The 8,565-nt window shown below is 57.8% G+C and carries 6 protein-coding genes; 1 reads left to right on the top strand and 5 read right to left on the bottom strand.

Annotation, left to right across the window (positions count from 1 at the left end):
• From BX591_RS36290 to BX591_RS35405, 4 genes are all read right to left on the bottom strand, one after another.
• On the bottom strand, positions 1 to 646 hold a 646-nt coding region (locus BX591_RS36290), incomplete at its 3' end, for a type VI lipase adapter Tla3 domain-containing protein (RefSeq protein ID WP_338068916.1).
• Positions 647 to 652: 6 nt separating this feature from the next.
• Positions 653 to 2,833, bottom strand: coding sequence for a T6SS effector phospholipase Tle3 domain-containing protein (locus BX591_RS35415; protein WP_111935948.1), 2,181 nt, complete (start codon positions 2,831 to 2,833; stop codon positions 653 to 655).
• Positions 2,834 to 2,837: 4 nt separating this feature from the next.
• Positions 2,838 to 5,654 (bottom strand): type VI secretion system Vgr family protein, encoded by a 2,817-nt coding sequence (locus tag BX591_RS35410; RefSeq protein WP_111935947.1) that lies wholly within the window; start codon positions 5,652 to 5,654, stop codon positions 2,838 to 2,840.
• A gap of 47 nt (positions 5,655 to 5,701) precedes the next feature.
• On the bottom strand, positions 5,702 to 6,382 hold the full coding sequence (locus BX591_RS35405) for a hypothetical protein (protein ID WP_111935946.1): 681 nt from the start codon (positions 6,380 to 6,382) through the stop codon (positions 5,702 to 5,704).
• 450 nt (positions 6,383 to 6,832) lie between these two features.
• Here BX591_RS35405 and BX591_RS36730 point away from each other — a divergent pair, with 450 nt between their 5' ends.
• Entirely contained in the window at positions 6,833 to 7,897 is a 1,065-nt protein-coding gene (locus BX591_RS36730; RefSeq protein ID WP_338068915.1) for a T6SS immunity protein Tli4 family protein, read from the top strand.
• 25 nt (positions 7,898 to 7,922) lie between these two features.
• Here the strand turns inward: BX591_RS36730 and BX591_RS35395 are convergent.
• Positions 7,923 to 8,565 (bottom strand): AAA family ATPase (locus tag BX591_RS35395; protein ID WP_146749861.1); only part of this gene is annotated, 643 nt, incomplete at its 5' end.

The raw sequence follows: 8,565 nt of genomic DNA, 5'->3' as shown, positions 1-8,565 counted from the left end.
CTGAGAGGCCACAGTACGTTTCTTTTTCATGATCGGCATATCCATGATATTCATCCTTCATGATATGCCTCGCCCACAAAATCACGGATAGGTCCGGCCCCGCTACGATCACGGGAATCGGCCAGAAGTCGACCCAGCGGCGCAACGTATATCCGAATACATTGTTTTCGCGTTGCCCTGCTACAAACGCGCGATCGGCGCCAGTGTAGGGATATTCTTTTGGCTCCTGTAACAGGAGCGTGCCAGAAGCGCCAGCCTCGTCGAGGCGCATTAGCATCGCGCGCTGTCGGAATCTGTCGACCGTCACGCCGAAGCGACGTATCTCGAGCGTGAAATGTGGATCGCGTGGGGAAGAGACTGCGACTGCTTCTGCCCGTACAGTTGTGGTCCGCACTGCCACTGGATCAACCTGCCGCACGTCCTTGCGAGCCCAAGCAGAGTACCCAGCATACAACCCACCCGCCAGCAATACTGGTGGAAGAGTCAGAAGGAGGAGTCGTCGAATCATCGAGGTGTCTTCCAGGGGTAAGTAACCGTTAATCATTGATAGCTTCAGCACCCCGATCCATGCCAACGTCAGAATCGCCAGGCCGGATGGGAACAGGAAGAGCCAACGGCTTGCTGGTGGAGTTAGAGGCGTTGTCATGGGAAATCACAACAGCCGAATCTTCTTGAGTACATGGCCCGGTATTTCCTTCTTGGCCTCGTCACTACGCATCCTAATGATCTCGCTCACTACCGCGGATGGCGGATTTCTCGGCACGAGGGTTTCCGACGGAAACTTGCCATCCATGTAGTACTCGCTGTTCGCCTGAAAAATTTCCCGTGTCGATGGGTCGAGTCGATCGTATCGTGCGCTTATGTCCCGCACTCCCTTCAAAGCCATCCGCCAATCCGCAATTGCCCTCAACACCTTTCTCCACTCCGGATCATCCATCACCCGCCCCTGCCCAACCGACACATCAAACGCCGTTGCACAGCGATGATTGCGCCGCCCGCTCATCACTGCGGAGTGGTACGAATCCTCCACCCGATAGTTGTTCATCAGCCTCACCTTCGCCTCGTTTGGCGTCTCATACCGGATCACCACGATCTGCCCCGCTACAACCGGCACATCCGATTCCCCAACGGTCGGCGGAAACGCCCGGTACACCTTGCACTGGTCGTCGGGTTGCTTGCCCTCGTTCAGCACGCTCGCGACTTCGGTAGTCGCCGGTGGCTTGCCAGAATTCAATCCCGGCCACGGCATCAATTGAGGCGGCAGAAGCTCAAGCTCCGACACGCTGAGCGCCGTCTCGGCCTCGACCTGATCGATCGACTGCTTTCCGGCACGTCGCTCGTTTGAGGAAACGGCGTCGAGCGGTGCATCCCCGCTGCCCGGCAACGCATTCGCCTCCATCTCCGGATCGAACGGCGGCGAAAGTGCCTCCCCATTGATGGTGCGTATCGTGTTCTCCGTGATCTGTGCCTGCTTCACGCGCGCTACCCCGCCGCTCGTACCGTGCGAAGTCTCACCGTCAAGACGCATGTTGTGCGGTCCAGGCGGCGTTCCCACTTGCACAGGCTTGCCTTGCCGCACGCGGCGCGTAAAGACCCGTTGCAACAACGCCCCCGATAGCAGCGTGACGCTCTCTTTTTTTGCGCCAGACTGCGCCGCGCAGATCTGAAGTGCGTCGGGCAGCCCGATACAGCCTATCCCCGCCACGCCCCTAAGACCGACGGTCGCGTCTTCAGGACAGAAGTACAGGTAGACCTTGCCGCGGTTGTCCCGCTCGGCGAATACTTTGCATGCGTGTCCCGGTCCCGCCAGTCGAGTCGCCTGATGCGGATCCCAGGCGGGCCCCGTGACGCCATAGTTGTCGACACCACCCTTGACCACCTTCAGCCGTTCGAGCGGTGGCTGAGCGTGCCTGTGGTTCGCAACCAGCGCGGTGAGGTTCGCCAGCGTCTTTGCACGTGCATAGACGGTCTGTTGTTCGTCGCTACGCTGCAGGAATTGATCGGTGCGAGATTCGTTGAGCGAGTACGGCGAATCGATCAGGATCAAGGTGTCGGCGGGCCGCCACGCTGGCCCGGAGCCTTCCATCAGAAACGCTTGCGCCAGCAACGTAATCAACGTGCCCTGACTGTGCGCGATGATGTTCACCGTCTCGTTGCTGTCGATTAACCGGATCTGCCGCACCAACGCCGCCAGCCGTTTCGCGGCCAGCACCATGTAGTGCCGGTTCGGCGCTTCGCGCAGTGGATGCGTCAAGTCCCCCTGCAAGGTGTCCAGACTCCATGTCTTCGCACCTCCCTGAAAGTGCGAATCGAACATATCGGGGATGTTCGTCGTCGCATTGGCAAACATGCCGCCGCCCTTCGCGCGATGACTGTCGAGGCGGTTGCCGAACTTATCGATGTACTGGCCGTTCTTGGTCTGCTTCTCCGGTTCTTTAGCCAGATCACTGGCGCTCGCCTTAAATCCCCAATAAAACGGAATCACCACACTCTTCGTCCCCGGCGGTTCCTGCCGCCGATAGATCACATCGTCGAGGTTCTTCATCAGATCGGCGACGGTCACTTTGCTCGGGTCATTCGCCATCCGCCCATGCGTGTACTCACCGCCCTTCAAATCCGAGCGACCAAGGCGATCGTTCAGGCCTTCGCACAAACCACTCTCCACCGTGCCAAAGTCGGTGCCCAGGTCGTTCACGCCATGGATGAGAATCGTCGTGCATGGGTAGCGGTTTTCCACGTCGACGTTAGCGTATGCATGGGCCGGCCGGTTCGGGTACAGCAGCGCTTTACGTTCGCCAACCACGCGGTCGCGTCCGATTTGGGAAGTGCTCATTGGATTACTCTTTCGCGTCGAATACCTGAATGTGAGCGATATGCATGGCGTCGCGGGCCAGCAGATCCGTCAGCCCTTCACTGTCGGATGTACCGGTGATTTTCTGACCATCGCGCAGCGTGATTTCGTATGGACGATTCGGCACCGGGTGCGCCGTGGCGCTTCCGCTTTTGCCATCGCTCGATCCGCCCGATCCGGCGTCGGTGCCTGAGTAACGCAAGCGGAATTTCTGGTCTGCACCGGCCTCGGCGAATGCGGGCGGGTCCACGTGATCGGTATCGGGGTCGAGGAAATCGTGGCCGGCCGTATGAGCGACAAAAGATCCATTGGAGCCCACGCGAACGCCGCCGCCGATCTGCAGATAGCTGCCGTCTTCCGCTACGAGTCGAATGGTTTTTCCGGAGACGATCACTTCATCGCCCACTGAACTAACGTGGACCGCCTTCTGCCCGGTCACCGTCACCGTGTCCTGCTGTGCCTGCACGACGACCGGGCCATTGCCGGCGATCGCACGCACGCCCTCGCCGCGACCAAACACGTGGACACCCTGCCCGGCCGACGCCAGCAAACGCTGCCCACTCGCCAGTTGCAAGTTTTGCTGCGCGACCTGATCGATGTTCTCGCCCGCGTAGGTCACGTGCGTTTTCGGCGTGAGGTTCACTGAACCGGCTTGCGCGCCGAACGCCATCAGACCTTGAAAGCGGGACATACTTTCAGGCTTCCCTTCATCCGCACCGACCGCCCAATCCTCGAAAGTCGACGCGACGGCATGCTGTCCTGATGCATCCGGCGACTGCCCGCCGTGTTGACCCGCGTAATCGCCCAACGACTTGAACAAATCCGAGCATTCACCGAGCAGTTGAAGCAACTCGTCACGATCGAGCTGACCACCGCTCGCCTGTGTGCGCGCATAGGTCGTCAGCAGAATGCCCTGCGCCGCCCGCAATGCGGCCGCCGCGTCCGTGCGCAGCTCCGCGCCTTCACCGCGATGCTGTCCATAGCCGTTGTCTCGCGGATGGGTCAGATACCCCAGGTTCAGTTGCGAATCCCCGTGCTGACTCGCCAATTGCACGCTGATTTGCTGCGGCGTGTCGTCGAACCTCAGTTGCCCGCCGTAACGGCTTCCCTTGATTTCCTGGGTTTTGACTCCGGACAAATAACGGTTTCCTGGCAACGCGCCGGTATGGCTGAATCGGGTCGGCGTGTTCCTGCCGTTCGCCAGCACGCCCAGGATCACCAGACGGTCCGGGTCTCCGCCGATGCTGCCCAACAGCACTTCCATTCCTGCGCGGGGGATGAACGTATGTCCGAAACTCTCGCCGGCCAGACCCGAGGCGACGCGCAACGGTGCGCTGTCGCCGGGATAGCCTTTTGTGCCGACGCCCTGTGCGTGAGCGTGATCGGTGGGATCCAGACCTTGAATCTGCACGAAGATACGGCCGAGCTCATCGCAGGTCACCTCGTCGCCCTCTTGTGCAACCACGACGCCCGTCAGCAGATGCGTCGGCGGTAGATCGACCGTGGGATCGTACGCAGGCGTGAGCGGCACGCCGCGTCGCACGCAGGTGAAGATGTTTTTGTAACGCGTGTCCGGCTCGCGCGACAACGCCAGTACCGGCGCGGATGTCGGCAGTACAAGATGATGGCTCGCCTGGAATAGCGCCTGTGCCCGCTCTGTCAGCCCCTTCGGCAAGTTGTTCCAGATGTCGTGCGTGAGCGACGTCACCACGAACTGCCGCTTCTCCGCAGGCTGCATATCGAGTGCGGGGTCGCCCGTCAGCGTGAACCAGTAGCCGACCGCGAGATCGCGAACGCCGCTGACTCCGTCGTACTGTTCGGCCTCGAACTCATGCGCGAGCATCCGGTCGCGCGTGATACGGTCGTGATCTTTCCAGGAGTCGCCGACGTGAGGAATCTCGATCTCGACATCGGTGAGCAACGCGGCGAGGTCGTCGCCCGATTCGCCCTGGTCGACTTTGGCTATCGCAACCGATTCGTCGACGCGGGCCTTCTTGTAGTCCCATGACGGACGGCTCGTTTTGCCCGGGATCAAACGTTGGTGGAGCGCGAAGAGCGTGACCGTGTCGCGCTGTTCGGTGCCGGCGTCGCGTGGATGCAAGCGAACCTTGCCGGCTGCGGCCTGCTTCAGTCGCATTGGGTTGTCGCAGAACACCAGTGTGTGCACGGGGGCGTCGTCGGTGATGCTGCTTTGCTTCGCGAGGCCTGTCTTTACGAATACCGTGATGCCTTCGCGGCGCAATAGTCGACGGATAAACGCTGCGTCCGGCTCGTTTGCCTGCCGCGTGATTTCGCGCGCGGGGTATCGGTTTGCGTTGAGCTTCGACAGATCGAACTCGAATGCGCGAGCCAGTGTTGGACTACGTTGCCGCCATTCGCTCAGCAGGATAAAGAGAATGTCGATAACGGTTTTGCCGCGGAATAGCCGCGAGTTGGTGCGCTTTTCCATTAGCGACAACGCGTCGCAAACCGTTAGTTGATAGACGGTGAGATCGCCATCGCTCTGTCCTGTCTGCACCTGCTTGATGATCGCGTTGATCGTGTGCAATTGGCCACGATCGGTCACGATGCGCACGGAGACGGGCCGGCCGATGAATAGCGTGGGAGAGAGATTGTCGTGGGCCGATACGCACGTGAGATGGCCGCTGATGCCGCTCATCAGGCTTTCGTGCAGGGTGGCGTGATGGAGGGCTAGCAGGTGACCGACGGTGCGTTGAGCTTGTCCGAAGTTCAACCCGACAGGACGGTTGTTCCAATCGACCGCGCCTGTGGCAAAGCTTTTTAAGGTTTGGTTGGTAGACACAGGTTTCCCCCGCTATCGATGAAAACGAATGAGATTGCGTGGGTCGCTCAGGCAAACATCTGACGCTGCACGAAATGCCAACGCGCAGCTTCCGGGTCGTACAAGGCTAATTGCTTCGCGTCGTTGGGGGCGAGTTGAATCAACGGCGGGTTATCGCGCAAGCTGAACGCTCGCTCCAGTGAGTCTCGCGCGGAAGCCGGCGCATTAATCCATTGCCGCACCGCTTTCTGCGTTTCACGCCAGGCAAACAGGCCGGCCTCCTGATGTAGCGCGTCGATGATCGTCCATACATCGGAGTCGATGTGGAGCGATTGCTGATCACCATCGACACGCTCCCGCATGCCTTGCGCCGAGATCATACGTGTCAGGCAGCCGTTTTCCCGTGTGACGAGCCGATAGTCGTGCGCTAACCAGGCTAAGTGAAATGACAAGGGACGCTGGAATCCAGAACTGGAGAGAAAGGCTTCCGGCGGGACGTTCCTCACTGGCCTGATTTCGAAATGCACTGACAGTTCCTGAGGAACCAGGCCGAGGCCGTCGAGCATTGCATCGAATGGGGAAAGGAAACAGCGGACGGCCGGGCCGACCGACGTTCGATCGGTGAAAAGCGTGATGGGTTGGTTGTGGTCCGATTGCGTTAACTGCACGGACATTTCCGGGTTGACGGAGTACGCCTCACTGCCGCTTTGTTCGAAGCGTTTTCTTGCCTGATCCTGATTGCTGCCCATTCCGCCGCTCCCACTCGCGCGAAAATTACTCCCACGCGGTTGATGATTGAGCGGGGGATTCTAGAGGGTTCCTAAGGTTGTTTTGGTAAAGATTGGTCAAGGTTGCGGGGGTTATGCTGGATCGAGATTTTGGTGCTGAGCGAGTTTGGAAATGTATCGGATAAGTCTGTACGATTTGGCGGTGGACTAGGAATTCACTCAAAGCAGGTGAAGTGGCGCTAGTGCTCCGCCGAGTCTTCGATGCCTTAACGCACATAGCGCTCATCTGCACGGATGCGCTTCGCGAGAAGGCATCCGAAAAATATCCACATTGCATGGAATCAATTTTCACCCTTCCGATTAATGACAAGCATCCAATTGCTTTTGCCGCGTCGTCATACGTAAAATCAGGTGATGAAACCAATAGCTCCACAACGTCGTACAGATTGCGCAAGATGCACCGGCGCCGCCGTGCTGCGGCAGGTAAGAAGATTTCTGTTGGTCGTGCTAGGCATGTGCGCCTGTTCGCTTGTCTTTTCTGGAGAACCGACAACGAATAATCCCTTGCTGGCCGAGCCACGTCCGTGGTGCATTGGTCGCTTCGTGTTCGACCGGCCAGCGGCGAGTGAGATTTCAGACCAACGCTATGAGTATCGGGGGGAGAAGTTAAGCACGCAGTACAACATATCGCTGGAAACATACCAAGCTACGACGGAAGCGCGGGAAAGTGAATTACGTGCAAAGCGACGCGTAGACCCAGGGAACAGAAATAAAGAAACAGGTCATTCGTGGCTGGAGAAAGCATTTTCTCCAGTCAAGGATTCCAGGGTGTTTGTCTACCAGGATGCCGCGACGGATGGGGTTACGCTACCATTTGAAACGGAGGGATACATCTACGACAATGGCACACTTGTTCATACAACGGGTGGAATTGGTTCGTCAGCGATTGGTAGAGTTGAAGACATCTATAACGACACCTACCGTCGCATCAAAGCTCGCGATAACTGGTCCGTACCCACAGAGTCGGGATTCTGCTTCGACGGTGGCATCGTCACGGGTTCATCGACCTACACCGAAGAAGTCAGCCAGTCGTTCGCGTTGATGCCGGGCCGACCCGCGCTACTTGTTATCCAGATGCGTGACGCCGTGGACGCGGATGAGAAAACGCCGCTGACGAAGACACTGCCTCGGTTACGCGCTCAGATGGATCGGCTGCCTGCCCACTATCGAATTTTGCGTCAAGGCAAGCGCACGATTGCAAGGATGGATGCCGAAGAGGTGCTGTTCGAATTGAAAGAAGGTGCTCTCACATCGTATCGGTTCTATCTTCTTGCACCGGGCGACAAGAGTACGCTGGCGAAACCGCACACTGCGATTCAGCTATTGCTCGGCGCAAGCAGCCCTGATCTAACGCCGGAACATGCAACATCGCTAGTCGACGAGACGGGCGCCTTGCTGACGTGGGATACGTTGTTGAACAGCTTGCGGCTGCGGCCCGGCGCTGTGTCACGTCAGTTACCCAATGCAGCAGAATAAGAGAAGGGGCCGATGGTCCCTTATTTCATTGCACCCTTGCGGGCTCACCAATGCTTTTCAGCAAAGCATTGTATTGGTCAGGATCAGTTGCGTAGATCCTATCTAGGACGAAGTTAGCCACCTTTGCAATCTCTGGAATTTCTACTGGCCTGAATCCTCGATCTGGGATTGACTCAAGGTGTGAGAACTCGTTGTTGAGCCGGTTCACCAGTGCGATTGCTGTCGCATCCTCTTCGCCAAAGAATTTTTTGATGCGTTCAAAAGCATCATTCTTGTCGTCGTGATGCGGGAACTTGAAGAACAAAAACGCTTCTAGGAACTTGCGAAGGTTGTTCCCAAAGCCGTAGAACGGCTCATGTCCACCTTGAGCCGCATCCTGATTCCTGCATTTGTAAATCTGGTGGAACAAGTAGTTAAATTCAGTGATGTAGTCCCGCAGATACGAGGGCATCAAGGAAATCTTGCTTGAACCACCATTTCTCTCAATGATGAAATGCTGGTTTCCACCGTGGTTCTTCTCGGCGGGCAGTGAAATTTTTTTCAGATACTTTAAGAAGTCCAGATTGTGGGTAGTGAACCGCCCCGGATTTGGTGGAGGCTCCAACTCTTGAGAAAATGGAGCCATGAACAAGTCGAACAAATTTTCTGCTGAAGTCCGGGAACGTGCC

The organism is Paraburkholderia bryophila (genome assembly GCF_003269035.1).
GTDB classification, from domain to species: domain Bacteria; phylum Pseudomonadota; class Gammaproteobacteria; order Burkholderiales; family Burkholderiaceae; genus Paraburkholderia; species Paraburkholderia bryophila.
This window is presented reverse-complemented; position numbering and strand designations above follow the sequence as displayed.